Here is a 20,540-nt window from a genome sequence, read left to right as displayed (position 1 = left end):
CAAATCCTCACGGGAAGTTAAACAATTCGTGATAACTCTGGCCCCGGAAAACCCGCACAATGCGCTCATTGCGCCGAAGGATTGAGCTTGATGGAACCGACCAAACGCGTCCTCGTGGTCGAGGACGACCTGCATATCGCCGACCTTATCTGCCTGCATCTTCGTGATGAGCAGTTCGAGGTGGTGCACTGCGCCGATGGCGATGAAGGCATGCGAATGCTGCAGCAAGGGAGCTGGGATGCACTGATCCTCGACTTGATGCTGCCGGGCGTCGATGGCCTGGAAATCTGCCGGCGCGCCCGCGCCATGGCCCGCTACACCCCCATCATCATCACCAGCGCGCGCTCAAGTGAAGTGCACCGGATTCTGGGGCTGGAACTCGGTGCCGACGATTACCTGGCCAAACCCTTTTCCATGCTCGAGCTGGTCGCCCGGGTCAAAGCGCTGTTGCGGCGGGTCGATGCCATGGCCCGCAACCTGAAAATGGACGCCGGCAGCCTGATCACGGACGGACTCGCCATCGATCCGATCACCCGCGACGTGTCACTTGACGGTCGCCGCCTCGATCTCACGCCACGGGAGTTCGACCTGCTGTATTTCTTCGCCCGCCAGCCCGGCAAGGTGTTCTCGCGCATGGACCTGCTCAATGCCGTGTGGGGTTACAGCCATGAAGGCTACGAGCACACGGTCAATACCCACATCAACCGCCTGCGCGCGAAAATCGAGGCCGACCCGGCACAACCGGTACGGATCCTCACCGTGTGGGGCCGTGGCTACAAATTCGCGGCCAGGGAGGAACAGCCATGAGGCTGACCCTCACCCAGCGGCTGTCGCTGGTGTTCGCCGTGCTGTTGCTGGTGTGCTGCGGCACCTCGGCATGGATGCAGGTGCGTTCCAACCAGATGCATGAACAGGAAGTGGTGCAAGGGCTGTCGCGGGATCTTGCCCAGCACATCGCTCGTGACACCGTGCTGATGGATACCCAGGGCCTGATGCCCAATGCCGTGCGTGACCTGTTCAGCAAACTGATGCTGGTCAATCCCAGTGTCGAGGTCTATCTGCTCGACACCGAAGGCAAGATTGTCGGCAGTGCCGCGCCCGAGGGCCGGATTCATCGGCAGCAGATCGACCTCGCGCCGATCCAGCGCCTGCTCAAAGGCGATGCCCTGCCGATTCTCGGCGACGACCCGCGCAGCGCCGATGCGCGCAAGGTGTTCAGCGCCGCGCCGCTGAAAGTTGACGGCAAGCCGGCCGGTTATCTCTATGTGGTGCTGCTCGGTGAGGACCACGATCGCCTGGCTGAACGCGGCGCCACCAGTGCGGCACTCAATACCGCCTTGTTATCGATCGGGTTGGTCGCACTGCTGTGCCTGATTGCCGGTCTCACCGCGTTTGCACTGATCACTCGCCCTTTGCGCCGACTGACCGAAACCGTCAGCCAGTTCGACATCGATGGCGTCCCGGCCACGCCCCCTGAATCAGCACCGGTGGAAAAAAATGCCAGCCACGATGAAATTGCCATTCTCGACGCCACCTTCCGACAAATGCAGGCGCGCCTCAGCGAGCAATGGCGCTCGTTGACCCGCCAGGATCAGGAACGCCGCGAACTGGTGGCGAACATTTCCCACGACTTGCGCACACCACTGGCCTCGCTGCACGGTTATCTGGAAACCCTGTCACTCAAGGACGCCACATTGTCCCCCGCCGACCGCCGCCGCTACCTCGGCATTGCCCTGGATCAAAGCCGCAAGGTCGGCGGGTTGGCGCAATCGCTGCTGGAGCTGGTGCGTCTGGAACACGGGTTTGTACAACCCGTGCTGGAGCGCTTCTCTCTGACCGACCTGGTGCAGGATATTTTCCAGAAATTCGAATTGACCGCCGAGGCGCGGCAGGTCGAACTGAAAGCCAACTTTGCCCCCAACGTTGCAGCCGCCTGCGCCGATCTGGGGCTGATTGAACGCGTGCTCACCAATCTGTTCGACAACGCTCTGCGCCACACCGCCCAAGGTGGGGAAGTCGAACTGAGCCTGCGCCCTCAAGGGTCTTTCGTCGAAGTCACCGTCAGCGACACCGGGCCCGGCATCGCGCCAGAACTGCGCGAAGGGTTGTTCCTGCGCCCTTTCAACATTGGCGGGGCACGGCGCGATGGCGGACTCGGGTTGCGAATCGTGCATCGGATCCTGCAACTGCACGGTCGCGATATCCAGCTGATCGATGTGCCCGGCCGCGGTGCAACGTTCCGCTTCACACTGCCGGTTGATCAGCAAACCGCAGAGCAATGGGCGGTGCGGTCGATGAATCTGAATTCACCGGGGAAATAGTCGCCGCAACCGCTATGATCCCGACTTCACTTTTCGGCAAGGACGCTGCTCGATGCTCAACACCCTGGAAAATACCCCGCTGTGGGTTTATGCAGTATTTCTGCTGCTCTGTTACTACGGCATCAAAGCCCTGTCCCCGACCCGTGAAAGCAAATTTTCACTGCTGATCACACCGCCGATTTTGTTGGGCTGGTCGCTGTATTCGCTGAACCTGACGCCCGACTTCTCACTCTCAATCAGTTGCTGGCTGGCTGCAGTGATCGTGGGCAGCGTCGTCGCGCTGGTGATTTTTTCGCGCAAGGGTGTCGAGCTGGATCAAGCGCAAACCGGATTGATCATGCCGGGCACAGCAAAAACCCTGGTGCTTTACCTGCTGTTTTTCGCTGTTAACTATTACTTTGGCTACCAGGCCGAGGTTGATCCGCAGCATTCGGCCACGCTGTCGATGGTGTTGTTCAAGGCCTGTGCATCAGGCTTTTCGAGCGGTTTGTTCTGCGGACGCTCATTCCGGTTTTATCAAACGTTCCGCTCCCTCAAGCCTGCCCTCCTGTAGGAGCCGGCTTGCTGGCGAAGGAGGAGGGTCAGTCAATATTGGTATCGACTGACATGCCGCCATCGCCAGCAAGCCGGCTCCTACAAGGTGGTGGTAGCCAGTTCTTTTGCCCGCTCGCCTGTTCACCCGTGACAACGCCGCGCAGGTCCAATAGATTAGGCGGCCTGAAAAAGCCCTGTGCTTTTTCGCCCCAATTCAAGTTAAAGAAGTAGTGAAATTTCAATGTCCGATTCCAATACCGCTGAATCCGTAGTCACCTTGTCGTCCAAAGCGGAATACGAAAACTCCATCAATCTTTCACAGCACGTGCCCCAGGCCAAGACCATCGCCGAGATGGTGCTGGACGCTTTCCAATCCACTCGGGAAAGCGACCAGATCCGCGAGCTGCGCGCCGCGATTCGCCAGGCCCACGACCGCTTCGACGACGATAAAGCCTATGAATTGATGGGCGAACTCAAGCAACTCAAGGACGCCGAGGCGGCCGATATCGCGGCCCTTGAAGACCTGAGCAGCAAATTCTCGATCAGCCGGATCCTTTCCAGCTTCAAGGACGATCCTGCGTTTCAGGAGATCGTCTACGGTCTGGCCCTGAAAGTACTGAACCAGACGCATCAGGCCATCAGCAACCCAACCAGTGGCAAGAGCAAAACGGCCCGCGCCAAGAAAGATGTCGAAGTGTTCACCATCAGCAAGGACGGCATCAGCGTCACGCTGCCGCTGCGCACTCCGCGTTCGCGACTCAACGTTGACCGTGAGGCCCTGGAGTTCCTCGGCTTTACCTTTGTCGGCGAAGGCGATGAAGCAGAGCTGGAAAGCGAATCGTTCCTGGACAGTAGCGGAACCGAACACGCCGTTAACCGCAAAAACATCATCACCGCGCTTCAGCAGCAAACCGCGTTCGATGGCTACAGCATCGCCGCGCAGTAACACTTCCCGCTCAGCAGCGCCTCAAGCGCCACTGACCTAAAAGCCCCGCCCTAGAGCGGGGCTTTTTATTGCCCGCGATTCCGGCAAAAGCGCGATTACTCTCTGTGTATCGACGCCAGAAAAAAACTTCCCTTAACCCTTGAGCACCACGGGTCCGCCTGCGGGGAACGTCAACTTTCTTTCCAGCCCAAGACCTCAGTGGTGCGATTGCTGAGGTCATCATGCACCCGACCCCCTTGTACCGTCAGTTAGCCAACCACTACCTCGACGCGATCCGTAGCGGCACCTTGAAAACCGGGGAACGCTTCCCCTCCATTCGGCTGATGATGGAAAAACACGCCGTCAGCCTGTCGACCGCGGTGCAGGTGTGCCGGGAGCTTGAGGACTATGGCGTCCTGGAAGCCCGTCCGCGCTCCGGCAACTACATTCGCCAGCCGGACACCTTGCCCAAACCGGCCGTGACCACAACGCCTGCGCCCCTTGATACCGAGGTCTATCTCGGCATTCACGAGCAAGTGTCATCGGTGCTCAAGGCCAGCCAACGCGCGACGGTCAAGGTCAATTTCGCCAGCGCCTACTGCGCGCCGGAGCTCTATCCGTTGAAGATTCTGCAAGACCATATGAGCAAGGCATTGCGTCAGGATCAGAAACTGCTGGGTGCGACAGGCCCGACCTGCGGCAACATTGAGTTGCGCAACATCCTTGCCCGACGAGCGCTGACGGCAAAGGCCAACCTGAGCGCCGAGAAAATGGTGATCACCAACGGCGCGACCGAAGCGATCAACCTGGCCTTGCGTGCGGTGACCCACCCCGGCGACACCGTGGCCGTGGAATCCCCGACCTTTTACGGCCTGCTGCAAATTCTCGAAAGTTTGAACTTGCGAGTGCTCGAAGTCCCGGCAACGGCCCATTCGGGCATCAATCTGTTTGCGCTCGAACAGCTGTTGCAAGGCCCCGACCGGATTCGGGCGCTGATCGTCATTCCCAATCTGCAGAATCCGCTCGGCAGCATCATGCCCGACACCCACAAGGCGCGGCTGGTGCAATTGTGTGCCGAACACGGCACCGTGCTGATCGAAGACGATACCTACGGTGACCTGGTGGACACCGAGCAGCCGTTATCCACGCTCAAACACTGGGACCGCACCGACAACGTCATCTACTGCGCGTCGCTGAACAAAACGCTGGCGCCGGGCATACGCCTGGGCTGGATCAGCGCCGGGCAGTGGCACGACCGCGTGGAAATGCTCAAACACACGCAGTCCCGAGGTTGTGAAGCGCTGTCGCAACTGGCGGTCAGTGCGTTCATGAAGACGCCGTCCTACGAACGTTACCTGCGCCGCTTGAGGAAAACGCTGACACAGCAGCGCCAGCAAATGAGTACGGCGATCACTCGGTATTTTCCACCGGGCACCCGCATCACCCATCCACAGGGCGGTACGTTGTTGTGGGTGGAACTGCCGGCTGAACAGGCGTCCATGGCGTTTTTTCATGCTGCGTTGAAGGTGGGCATCCAGATTTTGCCTGGGGATATCTTTTCCAATGCCCAGCGCTTCAGTCACTTCGTGCGGATCGGTTGTGGGGCGCCGTATTCGCCGAAGATTGATGAGGCGCTGGCGACCCTCGGCCAGCTCCTCAAAAACCAATGCTGACACATAACCTGTAGGAGCCGGCTTGCTGGCGATGGCGGCGGATCAGTCAACATCGATGTCGCCTGATACACCGCCATCGCCAGCAAGCCGGCTCCTACAAGGGATTGGCGTGCAGGCAGATGATGTGTGGGTCATCGTTCCAATGCGGGAAGCGCTCGGCGATCAGCGGGTCATGGCCGGGAATGACGTGGTCTTCGCCGTCGGCCAAACGGTCGATTTCGATAAACGCTTCCAGCGTCTGTGCCAGATCATCAATGATCGGGAACGGACTGCGCTGACGAATGTTCGCCCACAAATGCGCCGCATCCGACGCCAGTACAATCCACCCGCGTGCGGTGTTCACCCGCACCACCTGGCTACCCGGCGTATGGCCGCCCACCGGGTGCAGCGTCACGCCGGGAACCACCTCGACCGTGCCGGTATGCAAACGCAACCGGCCTTCGAACAGCGGTGGCAACGCCGACATCACATCCTCGACCTCGTAGGTTTTGTTCACCGTGCGATGGGCCATTTTCGGTCCGGTGCAGAAGCGCAGCTCCGCTTCCTGCAAATGCACCGTGGCTTTCGGAAACAACCCCAGGTTGCCGGCGTGGTCCCAGTGCAAATGGGTGAGGATCAGGTTCTCGACCTGCGCCGGATCGATGTCCAGTTGACGTAGGGAATCTTCCGGCAGGCGATACATCTGACGGTTGCGCCGATCCGCTGTCGCGGGTTGAAAGCACGTGTCGACCACGATCACCTGCTGCTCATTACGAATGACCCAGAAGTAGTAATCCAGCGGCATCGACGCATTCGGATCACCGCAGCAGGCGTCGTAAAGAAAGTTCTCCCGGGCAGTGCGCTGGGCATTGGCGCCGACTCGGATGGCTAACACTTCGTACACAGGAACGGACATATTCACCTCCCGATCAGGCCACTGCAGCGGTTTTTAGGGTCGGACGGAAGTCGAAATCGATCTCGTCGCTAATCCCCAGATCCTGAGCCAGACGATGCAGGCCGCTGTAGTCGCGCATGATCGTGGCGTTCTTGTTGCTCTCCCGGGTGTCGGCAATGATCAGTGCCGCGTCCTCGACGCCGAGCTGCGTCAGAATCGCCTCCCACATCGAGTAGTCCTGAGCGACAAAGGCACTCAACGCCACCGACAACGTCTGTGCGAAAAATGCCCGTTGAGGCAGCTGCATGTTGGCGTACATGACCTTCGCCACCTCCGCGAGAATCTTGCTGTGGGCATATTCGTCGCGGTTATGCAGTTCGGCGACGCGGCGGTTTTGCGGCTGAATGGTTTGATCGTCGGCCAGCAGATCGAGGTAAGCGTTGACGCTGATCTCGGCCACTACCGCGAAGGTGATCGCCGCCAGATCGCGCTGCCACTGCTCGGGCAATTCCTCACGCAGCGCGGCAAGACGCAAATAGGTCACCGACGGCGGCAGGTCCAGATCCTGATCAAGTGCTCGATCCTCTTTGGTCCGTTCGATGGCCCGCAGGTGCATGAGCGTGTGGTAATGCTCGTCGATCAACGTCTGCTGCATCGCTTCGCGAAAATGCCAGTCGTTTTTGCCCAGGTACTGATTGGCGATGACGCTCAGCGCCGGATTCACCACGTGCTCTTCGGCCGTGACCGTGCGCAGGTTGTAGCCGATCCAGCCCCAGGTCACCACGGTGCTTTTGAGCTCGTCGCTCAAGGCCTGGAATTTCGGGTGATGGAAAAATGGCACCATGCACTCCGGGTAATCCGGGCGCGCCGGGTCGAACGTTTCGCTGACCGAGGCCTTGTCTGGCGTACACACCGTGGCCCTTTTGGTCCAGGCCTGATTGAGCCGCACGACCAGTTGATGATCGACCTTGGCGATCTCGATTGCTGTTTGCATGACGCGATACCTGTAAGACGCGTACCCGCCGAGGGGTACGCCGATGGAATTGTGGGCGACGGATGAATCAGGCCAGCCAGTAGCGGGTCAGGTTTCGCGCCGGGTCAGTGTATCGACTGCGGGCGTGGATCATTCGCCAATTGTCCCAAATCAGCATGCAGCCGTCGGGAATCAGCACCGGCGTGTTGTGCTGGATGAAGTATTCCTCGCCGAGCATCGCGAACCTGGCCAGTGGCGATGAGCTGTTCGTCACCTTCGATTGCTGCAGATCCTCCTCGGAAGGGTTCACATCGCCGTAATGAAACTGGTTGTAGCTGAAGCGGAAAATGTCCCCGTCCTCTGTAGGCGTCAGGATGTATTCCTTGACCCGCGTTTGCGCCACTTCACCCGGTTTGGCGGTGGCCACGAACTCCACGGGCGTGTCGTCGATCCATTCGCGCAACTCGGGCTCCGTGCGTTCGAGGAATGCCAGAAACTCGATCCCGTCGACCAACCCGGTATGTCCGCCACCGCACGTGGCCTGATGATGACAATGCAGCGCCAGATAACGCGGCGGTGGGCCATAGACCGGCGCTTCGGTGTGCGGTCCGATGCCGTTCATGCTCTGGGAGTACGGCAACGCTTCATACCCCGGCTTGCGGGTAATGGCGAAGGCCGTCTGCCCGTTGAATTGCGGAATGATCTGACCGAACGCCTGCAAAGTGCCGACGACATCGTAGGCAAATTCGGCCGGGGTCAGTACCGTCCAGCCGCGGGACGACAATTCGTCATGGCGGTGGCCCAGTGAAACGTAAGGTGTAGACGCAACAATCCCTTGATCTGACATGGTGAAGTTCCTGGCGGTTTATCAGGCGTTAACGGTTGAGGTGTAAGCGGCAATGAATTCGCGGCAGGCGTTGCCCGGTCGGTAGCGCTGCTCGTCGATGCTCTGCACGGGGGTGATTTCGGCGGCGGTGCCCGTCAGAAAACACTCATCGAAATCGCCAAGCTCCGTAGGAAGAATGGTGCGCTCGACCACTTGGTAATCCAGCGCCCCGGCCAATTCGATAACGGTCTGGCGGGTGATGCCATTGAGGAAGCAATCGGGTAGCGGCGTGTGCAGCGTCCGGTCCTTGACGAAGAACACGTTGGCGCTGGTGGCTTCGGCGACGTGACCGCGCCAGTCGAGCATCAACGCGTCGTGAAAACCGTTGTTTTCCGCATCGTGCTTGCTGAGCGTGGCGATCTGGTAATGCCCGGACGCCTTGGCTTCGAACGGGCTGCTGCTGGGTGGCGGACGCCGCCACTGCGCGGTCTTCAAGCGAATGCCGCCCATGTGCCCCGCCGGGTCGAAATAACTCGGCCATTGCCAGCAGGCGATCGCCACGTGCACGCGGTTGAAACGAGCCGAGGTCGAGATCATTTCACTGCCGCGCCACGCCACTGGCCGCAGATAACCATCGACCACGTTGTTGCGTTGCAGCAGTTCATGACTGGCCGCTTCCAGTTCGGCCAGCTCATAGGGAATCGCGAAATCCATCAACTGTGCCGAGCGATACAGCCGCTCGCTGTGTTCGCGCAGCTTGAAGATCTTGCCGTTGTAGACGCGCTCCCCTTCGTACACCGTACTCGCGTAATGCAGGCCGTGACTCAGCACATGCAGTCGCGCCTGGGGCCACTCGACGAACTCGCCGTCGAGCCAGATAAAACCTTCTCGCTGATCAAACGGAATACTGCTCATATCCTTATCTCCTGATGAATCGTCCTACGCCGTTTCGAGCAGGACCGGTATCAATTCGGGCGCTGCCACAGGCTCCGGCTGAAAGAAGAACGCACGTTCGCCAAACGCTGGCCGCAGCTCATCGAACCAGGTCGCGTTCGGATCAAAGCGCGCATAGAACGTGCGCAATACCCATTGCGGGTCCCGAGCCTGGAGAAACTGCAGCACGAAGACTTTTTCCCCGGCCACGGTCTCGATGCCGTTGATCAACACCTTGCCGTAGAAGGTGCTCATGGACGGCCCACGCACGGTGCGCGCCAGCCCGGACACCGTGCGGTAAGCCGCCTGGAAGATCTCGAACGCCCGCGCCAGCGGCATCGCGAAGTAGTGGCTGGGCCCGGTATCGCGCTCGACGAACATGTAATAAGGCACCGCTCCCAGCCGCACGCCTTCAGTCCATAGTTCGGCCCAATCGCCGGGGTTTTCGTTGATGTGGCGGATCACCGGCGCCTGCATGCGCAACGTCGCGCCGGTGGAACGAATGCGTTCGACAGCCTGCCGGGCAATGTCCTGGCGAATCTCGACCGGGTGGTTGTAGTGCCCCATGACCGACAGGTTTTTCCCGGCCGCAACGATGCGTTTGAACAGATCCAGCAGCTGCGGCGCATCCTTGTCGCTGACAAACCGCTGCGGCCAATACGCCACGGACTTGGTGCCGATGCGGATGCTTTTGAGGTGCGGCAGCGCCAGCAGCGGCTCGATGTAACCGGCCAGCGAACGGGTGTTCATGATCATCGGATCGCCACCGGTGATCAGCACATCCGTCACTTCAGTGTGCACCCGCAAGTAATTCACCAGCTCCTGGGACTCACGCGCGTTGAACTTGAGCTCTTCTTCGCCGATGAACTGCGCCCAGCGAAAACAGAACGTGCAGTAGGCGTGACACGTCTGACCGGCACCGGGGAAAAACAGCACGGTCTCGCGGTACTTGTGCTGAATGCCCGGCAGGACTTTTCCGTCGAGGGTCGCGCCGTTGTGCGTCAGCTGACCGGCCGGATGCGGGTTCATGCGCAACCAGATCGCCTCGATCCGCCGCTTGATGGCGACGGCGTCATCCCGTTCGATCAGTTGCTTGAGCGACGCGTATTCGTCCGGTAGCAGCATGTCCTTGTGGGGAAAGGTCATGCGAAAAATCGGATCGTCCGGAATGTTGTTCCAGTCGATCAACGTGCCCAGCACATATTCATTGGTGCGAAACGGCATGACCCGGGCCACCACGGTCATGGCTTCCTGCAACGCTGGCGTCAGTTTCTGCCAGTACGGCGTGTCGCGAATGGTGCGTGAGTTGTAGGGTTTGTATCTTTCCAGCTCCGACGGTCCCTGCATGGCAGCGCTCCTGGTGATTGCCTGGCGTTAGTTACTGGATGGCCGGCGCTGCGCGCTCTATGTCCATCCATGCCCGAACGCTGTCGCGATCCCACTGCCGACGCACATAGGCCGCGAGCCGCTGAGGAACGCGATCGCCATTGGCAAGCAGTCGATTGAGCATGATTGCCAGGTCGGTGTCGGCAATGCTCCAGTCACCGAACAGGTGATCGGCCCCCTCCTCCAGCAACCGATCCGCGACGAAGAACAGCCTTGCGACAGCGGCCTGGGCTTCGTCCGACAACGGGGTTTCTTTCTTGCCGAAGTAGATGAGGTCCGCCGGGCGCTCTTTGCGAATCACCAACAAATCACTGCGCAACCAGGCCTGGAGTTGACGGGCGCGAGCGCGCTGTTTGATGTCGAGCGGGAACAGCTTTTTATGTCCCGGCGCTATTTCTTCCAGGTATTCGGCAATGGCCGAAGATTCAGACAGTGCAAAACCGTCATGAACCAGCGTGGGAATCTTGCAGGTCAGCGATACATCACGATAACTCGCCAGGTAGTTATCACGCGCCTTTAAATCAACCTTAACAAGTTCAAATGAAAGTTGCTTTTCTTTCAGCGCGACAAATGCCGACATTGCAAAAGCACTGACAAAATCTGCGCCAACATACAGTTTCAGCTTCGTACTATCCATAGAACGCTCCCTTGCACTAACCACAATAATCCGTTGCATTGGAATCGATCGTAGTTAGTTGGCCAGGTGCTGAACAGATACAGAAATTATCTGTTTCTACGGATACAGAAAGTCAAAACAGCCATGGCCTGCCGGGGTAGCAGAAATGAAAAAGGGAGTCAGCGTATGCGGACTCCCTGTGGGCAACGACGGTGAAGATCGAGCGTGTCAGACCGTGGCGTCTGCAGCATTGGACAGCAACGCCATCTGGGGCATGTTGCTCATGTTCAGCATGGCCAGCGGCTCAGTGGCGCTGGTGTTGATGAAGCCGTGCCGGGTCCAGGCCGGCACCAGCAACACGTCGCCGGGGCTGATGTTCACTGCATCGGCATCGCCCAGGGTCAAGGTGCCGCTGCCGGACTGAATGATGAACAGGTGCCACCACGAATGGGCATGACCGTTCAGTTCGGTGCCGGGGTTCAACCATTGCATCGACACCGCCATCCCTGGCGTCAACTTGCAGCCTTCGCTGCTGTCATGGTGAGCCAGCGCGACAATATCGACCTCGCTGGCCGCAAGGCTCTGGCGCATATCGGTAAGTTCATCGCCCTTCCACACCCGTGCACTCACCGGTGGACGGGTTAAACTCTGGCGAAAGTCCTTATATGAAAAAAAACCACCTTGAATGTTATTCATCCGTAAACACCGAGTTATGAGCGACTTAAGTGACCGGACACTAGGCGAACAATTGATCACTGTAAAGTCGGCGCACTAACACTCACAAAACCGAAGGCCGAAGCGCCACAATCATGTCAACTTCTACAGCGGCATTTTTTGGCAGCTGATAAACACCTACAGTGGTTCGAGTATGTTTACCCGCATCGCCCAGCACATGACTGAAGACATCCGATGCACCGTTGGCAACTTCGCTGAGGTCAACAAAGTCCGCCGTGGACTTCACGTAAACCGTGATACGTATCAGCGACTTTATTTTGTCCAGCGAGCCGATGGCATCAACGATCAAGGCAAGCCCGCGCATGGCGCTGATACTGGCGGCCGCTTGTGCATCGGCTAGGCTGAGCTCCAGCCCCACTCTGCCGGGGTAGCGGATTTCGCCGGTCATGCGCGGCACCAGACCGCTGAGATAGAGCTCATCGTGATGCCGAATCAGCGGCGCGTAATGACCACCCGCAGTGTTTTCGCCGTAGATGTCATAGTCCAGCTCTTTCGCCAGGGCTATAAAGCGCTCATCACAGGTCATTTTTTGCTCGATCATTGAAACAATCCTCTCAACTCAAAAATACCAAAACGCAGATCCGGAAGACTCAGCTCGCGACTCTCGTCGGGGCCGCCAGGCAAGTGACCTCGACACGTGATTCGATCGCGTCAGCCAGGCGCAGCAGGTTGTCGCTGAGCTGTGCATAGTCTTCGCTGAACAACACGATGTGGCCGATAAACGAGGTGTTGTCCTTCACCAGTGCGGTGACCGAATCACTGAGGCGTTTGGTGTAAACGGCTTCTACCAGGTCGATGTTCAGGTCCCGGGCCAGGGACTCGATGTCCGGCACGTAGCGCAGCAGTCCGCCGGCCGGCGCCCGGACCAGACGGATGCCGCAATAGCCCCGAGCAACGGGATCGCGCGGGTCGGTCTTGCCTTCCACCGCCCACCTGACCCAGCGCTCCCATGGATCGAAATCGACGAACGCCAGGCGGGCCAAGTCCCAGATGTGCATGCCGCCGGGGCGCATGTTGGTTTCCACCGCCGACGTCAGGCCGTCGCTGCGCAGGAACACCTCGTTGTGGTACGCGCCGTTAGCCTGCGAGACCAACCCGGACATGTGTCGTCCGGCGGCCGCCAGTCTGGCTTGCACGTCTGCCGCCAGCGGTGCCGGCACCACTTGCTGGATTTCCGCGCGATAGGCGCCTTCGGTGGTGGTTTTCTCCGTGACCCACGTGCTGCCCGCAACGTAATCCCAGCTGTATTCCCGGGCGTTCTGAATCAGTTCTTCAAGGACGATGCCGCCCTCGCGATACGGCTTGAGTGCCTGCCACGCCTCGTCGCATTCGGACGGATGATGGATGACCCGGCAGCCCCTGCTTGCACCTTCGCAGGCAGGTTTGATGAAGGCTTTGCCGCCCAGTTCGACGACCCGCTGACGCAGCTCGGCGAGGCTTTCGATGCGCACGGAAAACACCGGACGATAATCTTCCGGCGACTGCTCGGCCGCCGCTTCCAGCTTGCGAAAGATTTGTTTATCCAACCCCGCACGGGCCTCGGCCGGGGTGATGCCGGGTAAGCCGTAATGACTCGCCAGCGCCGCGCCGAGCAGCACGCCACGGTCGGAAAACGGCAGCACGCCGATCAGTTTCCAGTGATCGGCACTCAAGCAACCCGCCACCAGTTCCAGGGATTCGGTGACGTCTTCCGGCGCCAGGGACGTGCTGCAGACGTGATCGGCCACCTGGTCGTCATCGGGCTGAATCTTCTCGACCAGCAGGATCAACCGGGCGTTGTAGAGCGTTTTGCAGAGTTCGCGCAGTTTCTGGATGTCGTGAACCCGATTGCCGTTGTACCCGACCACCACTACGCATGACGTCGTATTCATGAAGCCTCCGACCTGTGGAGTAAAAAACGCAAACGCGGTGACTCAGTCGTGCAGCGACGCGTTGGCTCTACGGTTGAGCCAGTACCAGGCGAGAATGCCTCCCGCGCCGATGGCAGCCAGCACCAGGGCGCTATAGGGCGGCGGCATGACCCGCATGATCAGCACCGTCAGGCCGGCACCGACGCCCAGGGACACTTCCTTGACGAACATGTTGTTTTGTTTGACGGAGAAGTAATCGAGGTAGCTGAACGCACACTCGGCGATGGACAGCAGCGCGACCCAGATCAACGCGCCCACGAGGGTTTCGACGTGGAATGCGCCCGGCGACGAGAGCACCGCGAAGCCGCCGATGATGATCCCGATGACAGCGACCACTTTGAAGCGCCCGGTGCGCTCGATCAGTTTCATCACCGGCACCTGGGCGAAGACCACCACGGCGCTGTTGAGGATCAGCATCAGGCCATACCAGGCCGGCAGTTCGCCGGTTTCCAGCAGGATTGCCTGGGGCAGGATCGAGAACACGCCGAACAGCTTGATGCCCATGATGATGCCGGCGATCACCCATGGCAGTTTGTTGCGCCAGCCGCTGCCGTCATGAGTGACCGGGCTGGCAACCACCGGTTGGGAGGTGAAGGTCGCGCCCATGGCGATGGGCAGGCACAGCAGGACGAAACCCGCCGCGCCGAGGAAAAACAGGGTCGGGGTCAGCAGCGGCGAGAGCAGGATCAGCCCCGCCACCAGACTGCCCATGTTCATGGCGACGCGGTTGTAGGCCGCGCCCTCCTTGGTCTGGGCGGCTTCGCTCTTGATCAGGTAACCGGCAATCGCGATGCCGTAGGCGAACAGCGCGGCGGCGAACATCACCATGCCCTGGTTGCTGGTGACCGCCAGCAACACCAGCCCGAGGGCGGCGCACATCAACGTGACGCTCAGGGAGCGACGGCCAAGCACCAATAACGTCAGCGGCAGCAGCAACAGCAACGCCCGATAACCGAGGGCGAGGATGCTGTTGGTGGCGGTGTCGAGCCAGACGTTGGCCTTGCCCAGCACGGCAAACAGCGACACGGCGGTGATGATCCGGATCGTGAACAGGCGAATATTGATCACCGGTTTAGCGACGGCGACCGTTGTTTGAACACTCATGCAACACCTCTGGAACCAGCGATTGTTCAGGCGTTCAGCGCGAACAATCAGGAAAGTCTGTAAGGTGATGGTAGAGAGAGTCGCTTGTTTTCATCAGAGCAAGTTCGTATAGAATCAAACGAACTTTACTGCCGGAGAGACCAGTAAAATGCAGGTTCAGCGTGCCGTGATCGCCGCTATCGAGTTCCAGCCGGGTGTGCCGCTGGTCCAGCAGATTGTCGATCAATTGTCGGTAGCGATCAGCCAGGGCGGGCTGCCTCACGGCTCGCGGCTGCCGCCGATTCGCGAACTTTCCGAGTTGATGAACGTGGGCAAGTCCACCGTGGTGGATGCGCTGGACCGCTTGCGCGCCAAGGGTCTGGTGGTTTCACGCCAGGGGTCGGGGCATTACGTGCACCGCTCCAGCGCCACGCTCAAGACCGATGCCGGCCCGGACCTGCAACCTCAAGACACCCTCAGCGTGGTCCGCCGCGCGGTGCTGCAGGACAACGGCTCGCTGCGCCCCGGTGCGGGTTTTCTGCCGTCCTCGTGGCTACCGGCGGACGAACTGCTCAAAGCCGTGCGTGGCACGCTGCGCGCAACGTCCCTGCGCATGGGCGAATACGGCGTCGCCGCCGGTTACCTGCCGCTGCGCGAAGCGTTGCGGGTCAAACTGGCGACCCTGGGCATCGAAGTGCCGGTGGACCAGATCATCACCACGGCCAACACCGTGCAGGCCATCGACATGCTGATGCGCCTGCTGGTCAAACCCGGCGACACGGTGCTGCTCGACGATCCGTGTTACTTCACCATGCACACCAACCTGGCCCTGCATGGCGCCCGGGTCATCACCATCCCCCGTGGCGCGGACGGCATGGACCTGGACGCCTTCGAGCAATTGCTGATTGTCCACCGGCCCGTGCTCTACATGACCAATAACACCCTGCACAATCCGACCGGACACTCGTTCTCCCCGGCGCAGGTCTATCGCTTGCTGGAGTTGAGCCACCGTTACGGTTTTCACATACTCGAAGACGATTTGTATTGCGACATGCAGCAACGAACGACCCCGCGCCTGGCAGCGGGCGGGCTGGACAATGTCAGTTACGTCTCCGGTTTCTCCAAGACCCTGACGGCGAACAGTCGGGTCAGCTATGCGGTGCTTTCGCCGCAACTGGCGGCACGGATGGTCACCCTGAAAATGGCCTGCGGTGGCATGACCTCGGAACTGGCAGAGCAGATTATCTGCACGATGCTCAGTGACGGCAGCTACGCCAAACACACCCGGCGCACGGTGGATCGGCTTTACGAGGCGAGCAGTCGGGTGAGCAGTTGGCTGATGGAAGCCGGTTGCTCGGTGTCATCGCTGCCCCATGAAGGGTTGTTTATCTGGACACGATTGCCCGAAGGGCATCATGCCGAAACGCTGGCGAGGAAAGGCCTGGACATCGACCTGGTGCTGGCTCCCGGCACGCTGCTCAGCAAAGCGCCGGATGCCAGTCACTTCCTGCGTTTCAACGTGGCGCACAGCGACAACGTTCAGGTGCGGGAGCGGTTCTTTCGGTTGCTCGACACACCAAGTAAGTAACTGACCGTCGCCATCCTGTAGGAGCGAGCGGTGCGGCGACCCGACTTGTCCGCGAAGAACGATAACGCGGTGTATCAGCCAGACCGCGTTATCGTTCTTCGCGGGCAAGCCTCGCTCCTACAAGGGTCTGTATTTGGTGCAACGCCGATCCATTGTAGGAGCAAGCTTGCTCGCGATAGGGGCAACTCGGTCCACCAGAATACGGGCAACAAAAAACCCCGCACCTTCTCTCAAAGGGCGGGGTTTTTCTTTACAGCATCCGACGCTTAAGGCGCGTACGTCAGCAACAGCTCGGTCGGCACTTTGAAGTCCAGGGACATCATCACGCTCAACGCGGTAATGGTGAAGATCGAGAACACGAACAGCTTGCGTGCCCAGACCGTGTCATCCACTGCCTTGTAGCCGGTCCAGGCCATGTACAACCAGTACATGCCCATGGCCGCGGCGACGGCGAGGTAGCTCATGCCGGCATAGCCGCTGAAGGTCAGCATCAAGGTCGCCACGAGGAAGGCCAGGATGTAGATCAGGATGTGCTTCTTGGCCACTTGAATCCCGCGCTTCACTGGCAGCACCGGAATCGATGCGGCCAGGTAATCGTTGAAGCGGAAGATCGCGATGGCGTAGGAATGCGGCATCTGCCACAGGCTGAACATCACCAGCAGCGTCAGTGCAGCCATGTCGAAGGTGTTGCTCACCGCGACATAACCGATCACCGGCGGCATCGCGCCCGACAGACTGCCCACCAGCGTGCCGTGAACCGACTTGCGCTTGAGGTACAGGCTGTAGAAGCCGACGTAGATGACGAAACCGATCACGGCGAACAGCGCAGCCAACGGATTGGCCACCTTGTACAGCAAAGCAACGCCGGCAACACCCAGGACGGTCGCGAAGGCCAGGGCCAGTTTCAGGGAGACAAAGCCCTGCACCAGCGCCCGGTTCTTGGTGCGTTCCATCTTGATGTCGATGTCGCGGTCGATGCAGTTGTTGAACACGCAACCGGATGCCACCACCAGGGACGTGCCGATCATGGCGGCCAGGAAGATGGCCAGATCGACATGCCCTTTCGAGGCCAGGAAAAATCCGCCTGCCACTGAAAGCACGTTACCGAAAATGATCCCCGGTTTGGTGATTTGGATAAAGTGCTTCAAGGACATCCGGTTTTACCTCAGTGCGCCATCATGTTGGTGTGGATGCTGAACATGATCCACAGCGACAGGCCAACCAGCAGGACGATCACGATCGCGGCGAACACAAACGCAATCACGTTGTTACGCTGCGCGGCCGAACGGTCCAGGTGGAGGAAGTACACCAGGTGCACCAGCACCTGGATCACTGCGAAGGCCAGTACGATCCACAGGGTCAAGGCTTTCGGCAGCGATGGGTACATCACCAGGCCGAAAGGAATGACGGTCAGGATGACCGACAGGATGAAACCGATAGCGTAGGACTTGACGCTGCCGTGGCCGGCGTCGTGGCTATCGTGGGAATGAGCGTTAGCCATTTACATAGTCCCCATCAGATAAACAACGGTGAATACGCAGATCCACACCACGTCCAGGAAGTGCCAGAACAAGCTCAGGCAGCTCAGACGGGTCTTGTTGGTCGCCGTCAGGCCGTTTTTCTGCACCTGGTACATCATGATCGCCATCCAGATCAGACCGCTGGTCACGTGCAGACCGTGGGTGCCGACCAGGGTGAAGAACCCGGACAGGAAGCCGCTGCGGCTAGGACCGAAGCCCTCGGAGATCAGCATGTGGAACTCGTTGATCTCCATGCCGATGAAGCCGGCACCGAACAGGAAGGTCATGGCCAGCCAGCCCAGGACCTGGTTCTTCTTGCCCTTGAACAACGCCAGCATGGCGAAGCCGTAGGTGATCGAACTGAACAGCAGCAGAGCGGTTTCGCCCAGTACGTATGGCAGTTCGAAGATGTCGTGGCCCGACGGGCCACCCGCTACGTTGTTAACCAGTACCGCGTACGCCGCGAAGATCGATGCAAACAGGATGCAGTCGGTCATCAGGTAGAGCCAGAAACCGAATACGGTCATCTCGCCCGAGTCGTGGTGATGGTCATCGTGCCCATGTCCATCGACATGGGTGTGTCCAGCATTGGTCACTAAGTTCGACATGGTTTAAGCCTGTTCCAACGAGGTTTCAACACGGGTGGCGGTGGCTGGAACTTTCCCGGCCGCTACCAGACGCTTGTGCTGCTCGGCTTCGATGCGCTCGATCACGTCGACCGGCACCATATAGCCTTGATCATCACGTGCAGCGTGGATCACGAAGTACACCACGGTGCCGATCAGGCCGAATGCAGCCAACCACCAGATGTGCCAGATCATCGCGAAACCGAACACGGTCAACAGAGCACCCATGACCACACCGGTCGCGGTGTTGTTTGGCATGTGGATCGGTTCGTACTTGGCCGGAGCCTTGTACGCAGTACCGTTTTCCTTGGCTTCGGTGAACGGATCGATGGTTTCTGCTTTTGGCAGGACCGCGAAGTTGTAGAACGGTGGTGGCGACGAGGTCGACCATTCCAGGGTGTGTGCATTCCACGGGTCGCCGTGTTCGCACATGTTTTCTGGCTTGTTGCGATCACGCACGCTGACGTACAGCTGAATCAGCTGGCAAGCGATGCCGACGGCGATCATCACCGCACCGAACATGGCGACGTACAGGTACGGCACCCACTCAGGGTTGGTGGTGGCGTTCAGACGACGGGTCATGCCCATGAAGCCCAGTACATAGAGCGGCATGAACGCGACGAAGAAGCCGGTGATCCAGAACCAGAACGCTGCCTTGCCCCAACCTTCGTGCAGCTTGAAGCCGAACGCTTTAGGGAAGTAGAAGCCGAAGCCTGCGATGTAACCGAATACCGCGCCGCCGATGATCACGTTGTGGAAGTGCGCGATCACGAACAGGCTGTTGTGCAGAACGAAGTCGGCACCCGGGATGGCCAGCAGTACGCCGGTCATGCCGCCGATGGCGAAGGTCACCATGAAGCCCAGGGTCCACAGAACCTGGCTGGTGAAACGCAGACGGCCCTGGTAGATGGTGAACAGCCAGTTGAATAGCTTCACCCCCGTCGGGATCGAAATCAGCATCGTCGCCAGACCGAAGAAGGCGTTGACGCTGGCCCCCGAACCCATGGTGAAGAAGTGGTGCAGCCAGACCATGAAGCCCAGGATCGAGATCGCGCCCGAGGCGTAGATCATCGAGTGGTGGCCGAACAGACGCTTGCCGGAGAAGGTCGAGATGACTTCGGAGAAGATCCCGAACGCCGGCAGAATCAGGATGTAAACCTCGGGGTGACCCCAGGCCCAGAACAGGTTGACGTACATCATCGGATTGCCACCAAGTTCATTGGTGAAAATGTGGAAATCCATGTAACGGTCAAGCGTCAGCAGTGCCAGGGTAGCGGTCAGGATCGGGAACGAAGCCACGATCAGAACGTTGGCCCAGGTGCAGGTCCAGGTGAAGATCGGCATGTCCATCAGCTTCATGCCAGGGGTACGCATTTTCAGCACGGTCGCCAGGAAGTTAACCCCGGTCAGCGTCGTACCCAGACCCGATAGCTGTAGCGCCCAGATGTAGTAATCCATCCCCACGCCAGGGCTGTATTGCAGGCCCGACAGCGGTGGATAGGCAACCCAGCCGGTCTTGGCGAATTCGCCGACGCCCAGGGACAGGTTGATCAGCACTACGCCGGATACCAGCAACCAGAAGCTCAGGGAGTTCAGGAACGGGTAGGCAACGTCACGGGCGCCGATCTGCAGCGGCACTGCAAGGTTCATCAGGCCGGTGAAGAATGGCATCGCCATGAAGATGATCATGATCACACCGTGAGCGGTGAAGATCTGGTCATAGTGTTCAGGCGGCAGGTAGCCAGGCGAACCCTCGGTGGCCATGGCCAGCTGGGTACGCATCATGATGGCGTCGGCAAAGCCGCGCAGCAGCATGACCATGGCGACGATGATGTACATCACGCCGATTTTCTTGTGGTCGACCGACGTCAGCCACTCGGTCCACAAGTAAGTCCACTTCTTGAAGTAGGTGATTGCAGCGAACAGCGCCAGACCACCGAGCGCGATCATGGCGATGGTCACCATCACGATCGGCTCGTGGAACGGGACCGCTTCCCAACTTAATTTACCAAACATC

Annotated in this window: 21 protein-coding genes; 6 read left to right on the top strand and 15 right to left on the bottom strand. The window is 59.5% G+C overall.

Annotation, left to right across the window (positions count from 1 at the left end; translation table 11 throughout):
• Nucleotides 1-90: 90 nt before the first annotated feature.
• From PMI32_RS24670 to PMI32_RS24680, 3 genes are read left to right on the top strand one after another with little or no spacing between them, the layout of a single operon-like run.
• On the top strand, nucleotides 91-807 hold the full coding sequence (locus PMI32_RS24670) for a response regulator transcription factor (protein ID WP_008025429.1): 717 nt from the start codon (nucleotides 91-93) through the stop codon (nucleotides 805-807).
• Complete coding sequence (locus tag PMI32_RS24675) at nucleotides 804-2,321, top strand: sensor histidine kinase (RefSeq protein ID WP_008025428.1); 1,518 nt, start codon at nucleotides 804-806, stop codon at nucleotides 2,319-2,321. Before PMI32_RS24670 ends, PMI32_RS24675 begins: the two co-directional genes overlap by 4 nt.
• A 52-nt stretch (nucleotides 2,322-2,373) precedes the next feature.
• Nucleotides 2,374-2,874 (top strand): DUF6622 family protein, encoded by a 501-nt coding sequence (locus PMI32_RS24680; RefSeq protein WP_008025426.1) that lies wholly within the window; start codon nucleotides 2,374-2,376, stop codon nucleotides 2,872-2,874.
• A gap of 28 nt (nucleotides 2,875-2,902) precedes the next feature.
• Here PMI32_RS24680 and PMI32_RS30225 read toward each other — a convergent pair whose 3' ends face one another.
• On the bottom strand, nucleotides 2,903-3,097 hold the full coding sequence (locus PMI32_RS30225) for a hypothetical protein (protein ID WP_157214346.1): 195 nt from the start codon (nucleotides 3,095-3,097) through the stop codon (nucleotides 2,903-2,905).
• On the opposite strand from PMI32_RS30225, the gene PMI32_RS24685 reads away from it, so the two are divergent.
• Together PMI32_RS24685 and PMI32_RS24690 are read left to right on the top strand one after the other, a co-directional pair.
• Nucleotides 3,097-3,801: a hypothetical protein gene (locus PMI32_RS24685; RefSeq protein ID WP_008025424.1), complete on the top strand. Its 705-nt coding sequence runs from the start codon at nucleotides 3,097-3,099 to the stop codon at nucleotides 3,799-3,801. The two genes, PMI32_RS30225 and PMI32_RS24685, sit on opposite strands and share 1 nt — an antisense overlap.
• Nucleotides 3,802-4,022: 221 nt before the next feature.
• Nucleotides 4,023-5,453, top strand: coding sequence for an aminotransferase-like domain-containing protein (locus PMI32_RS24690; RefSeq protein ID WP_008025422.1), 1,431 nt, complete (start codon nucleotides 4,023-4,025; stop codon nucleotides 5,451-5,453).
• Between the two features lie 94 nt (nucleotides 5,454-5,547).
• Here the strand turns inward: PMI32_RS24690 and PMI32_RS24695 are convergent, their stop codons facing one another.
• The 10 genes from PMI32_RS24695 to PMI32_RS24740 all read right to left on the bottom strand — a co-directional run bounded on the left by PMI32_RS24695 (nucleotide 5,548) and on the right by PMI32_RS24740 (nucleotide 14,810).
• Nucleotides 5,548-6,348: an N-acyl homoserine lactonase family protein gene (locus PMI32_RS24695; protein WP_008025420.1), complete on the bottom strand. Its 801-nt coding sequence runs from the start codon at nucleotides 6,346-6,348 to the stop codon at nucleotides 5,548-5,550.
• Between the two features lie 13 nt (nucleotides 6,349-6,361).
• Nucleotides 6,362-7,321: a diiron oxygenase gene (locus PMI32_RS24700; protein ID WP_008025418.1), complete on the bottom strand. Its 960-nt coding sequence runs from the start codon at nucleotides 7,319-7,321 to the stop codon at nucleotides 6,362-6,364.
• A 67-nt stretch (nucleotides 7,322-7,388) separates the two neighbouring features.
• The gene (locus PMI32_RS24705) at nucleotides 7,389-8,147 is read right to left on the bottom strand and encodes a TauD/TfdA family dioxygenase (protein WP_008025417.1); all 759 of its coding nucleotides are present in this window, start codon (nucleotides 8,145-8,147) and stop codon (nucleotides 7,389-7,391) included.
• A 21-nt stretch (nucleotides 8,148-8,168) separates the two neighbouring features.
• Nucleotides 8,169-9,041, bottom strand: coding sequence for a branched-chain amino acid aminotransferase (locus PMI32_RS24710; RefSeq protein WP_008025415.1), 873 nt, complete (start codon nucleotides 9,039-9,041; stop codon nucleotides 8,169-8,171).
• A 24-nt stretch (nucleotides 9,042-9,065) separates the two neighbouring features.
• The gene (locus PMI32_RS24715; RefSeq protein WP_008025413.1) at nucleotides 9,066-10,406 is read right to left on the bottom strand and encodes a KamA family radical SAM protein; all 1,341 of its coding nucleotides are present in this window, start codon (nucleotides 10,404-10,406) and stop codon (nucleotides 9,066-9,068) included.
• Between the two features lie 31 nt (nucleotides 10,407-10,437).
• The gene (yfcF, locus tag PMI32_RS24720; RefSeq protein ID WP_008025411.1) at nucleotides 10,438-11,082 is read right to left on the bottom strand and encodes a glutathione transferase; all 645 of its coding nucleotides are present in this window, start codon (nucleotides 11,080-11,082) and stop codon (nucleotides 10,438-10,440) included.
• Nucleotides 11,083-11,289: 207 nt separating this feature from the next.
• A complete protein-coding gene (locus PMI32_RS24725; RefSeq protein ID WP_008025409.1) occupies nucleotides 11,290-11,757 on the bottom strand; it encodes a cupin domain-containing protein in 468 nt (155 codons plus the stop codon).
• An 82-nt stretch (nucleotides 11,758-11,839) separates the two neighbouring features.
• Nucleotides 11,840-12,337 carry a RidA family protein gene (locus tag PMI32_RS24730; RefSeq protein WP_008025407.1) on the bottom strand — a complete coding sequence of 166 codons (498 nt, stop codon included), beginning with the start codon at nucleotides 12,335-12,337 and terminating at the stop codon, nucleotides 11,840-11,842.
• A 49-nt stretch (nucleotides 12,338-12,386) separates the two neighbouring features.
• A complete protein-coding gene (locus PMI32_RS24735; RefSeq protein WP_008025405.1) occupies nucleotides 12,387-13,667 on the bottom strand; it encodes an ATP-grasp domain-containing protein in 1,281 nt (426 codons plus the stop codon).
• Between the two features lie 42 nt (nucleotides 13,668-13,709).
• Complete coding sequence (locus PMI32_RS24740; protein WP_008025403.1) at nucleotides 13,710-14,810, bottom strand: MFS transporter; 1,101 nt, start codon at nucleotides 14,808-14,810, stop codon at nucleotides 13,710-13,712.
• Nucleotides 14,811-14,958: 148 nt separating this feature from the next.
• Here PMI32_RS24740 and PMI32_RS24745 point away from each other — a divergent pair, with 148 nt between their 5' ends.
• Nucleotides 14,959-16,377 (top strand): aminotransferase-like domain-containing protein, encoded by a 1,419-nt coding sequence (locus PMI32_RS24745; protein WP_008025402.1) that lies wholly within the window; start codon nucleotides 14,959-14,961, stop codon nucleotides 16,375-16,377.
• A 266-nt stretch (nucleotides 16,378-16,643) separates the two neighbouring features.
• Here PMI32_RS24745 and cyoE read toward each other — a convergent pair whose 3' ends face one another.
• From cyoE to cyoB, 4 genes are read right to left on the bottom strand one after another with little or no spacing between them, the layout of a single operon-like run.
• Nucleotides 16,644-17,531, bottom strand: a complete 888-nt coding sequence (cyoE, locus tag PMI32_RS24750) for a heme o synthase (protein ID WP_008025400.1) — start codon at nucleotides 17,529-17,531, stop codon at nucleotides 16,644-16,646.
• An 11-nt stretch (nucleotides 17,532-17,542) separates the two neighbouring features.
• Nucleotides 17,543-17,878 (bottom strand): cytochrome o ubiquinol oxidase subunit IV, encoded by a 336-nt coding sequence (cyoD, locus tag PMI32_RS24755; protein WP_008025399.1) that lies wholly within the window; start codon nucleotides 17,876-17,878, stop codon nucleotides 17,543-17,545.
• The gene (locus PMI32_RS24760; RefSeq protein WP_008010573.1) at nucleotides 17,879-18,505 is read right to left on the bottom strand and encodes a cytochrome o ubiquinol oxidase subunit III; all 627 of its coding nucleotides are present in this window, start codon (nucleotides 18,503-18,505) and stop codon (nucleotides 17,879-17,881) included.
• A gap of 3 nt (nucleotides 18,506-18,508) precedes the next feature.
• Complete coding sequence (gene cyoB / locus PMI32_RS24765; RefSeq protein ID WP_008025397.1) at nucleotides 18,509-20,539, bottom strand: cytochrome o ubiquinol oxidase subunit I; 2,031 nt, start codon at nucleotides 20,537-20,539, stop codon at nucleotides 18,509-18,511.
• Nucleotide 20,540 lies beyond the last annotated feature (1 nt).

This window comes from Pseudomonas sp. GM60 (assembly GCF_000282415.1).
Taxonomy (GTDB): Bacteria; Pseudomonadota; Gammaproteobacteria; order Pseudomonadales; family Pseudomonadaceae; genus Aquipseudomonas; species Aquipseudomonas migulae.
This window is presented reverse-complemented; position numbering and strand designations above follow the sequence as displayed.